We start from the raw sequence: 447 nt of genomic DNA on the forward strand, positions 1-447 counted from the left end.
ACGGTGCCCCTCGCCGCGAGGGTGGCTACAACCGTGACGGTGCCCCTCGCCGCGAGGGTAGCTACAACCGTGACGGTGGTGCGCCTCGTCGTGAGGGCGGCTATAACCGCGATGGTGGTGCGCCTCGTCGCGAGGGCGGCTACAACAACCGTGACGGTGCCCCCCGCCGCGAGGGCGGTTACAATCGCGACGGTGGTGCGCCTCGTCGTGAGGGTGGCTACAGCCGCGATGGTAGTGCTCCGCGGCGTGAGGGTGGGTACAACCGCGACGGCGGTGCTCCGCGTCGTGAGGGCGGCTACAACAACCGTGTCTCGGGCCCTCGTCGCGAAGGTGGTTACAACCGCGACGGTAGTGCTCCGCGTCGTGAGGGTGGTTACAACAACCGCGATGGTGCGCCTCGTCGTGAGGGTGGATACAACCGCGATGGTGGTGCGCCTCGTCGTGAGG

The 447-nt window shown here is 68.2% G+C and carries 1 protein-coding gene; it reads left to right on the forward strand.

All coding sequences use genetic code 11. The annotated features are described in order from the left end of the window. Positions 1 to 192: 192 nt before the first annotated feature. Positions 193 to 447: hypothetical protein (locus DW296_RS00980; RefSeq protein ID WP_205807770.1), on the forward strand; the 255-nt coding region annotated here is incomplete at its 3' end.

It is taken from the genome of Microbacterium sp. K36 (assembly GCF_004794355.1).
Classification (GTDB): Bacteria; Actinomycetota; Actinomycetes; order Actinomycetales; family Microbacteriaceae; genus Microbacterium; species Microbacterium paraoxydans_D.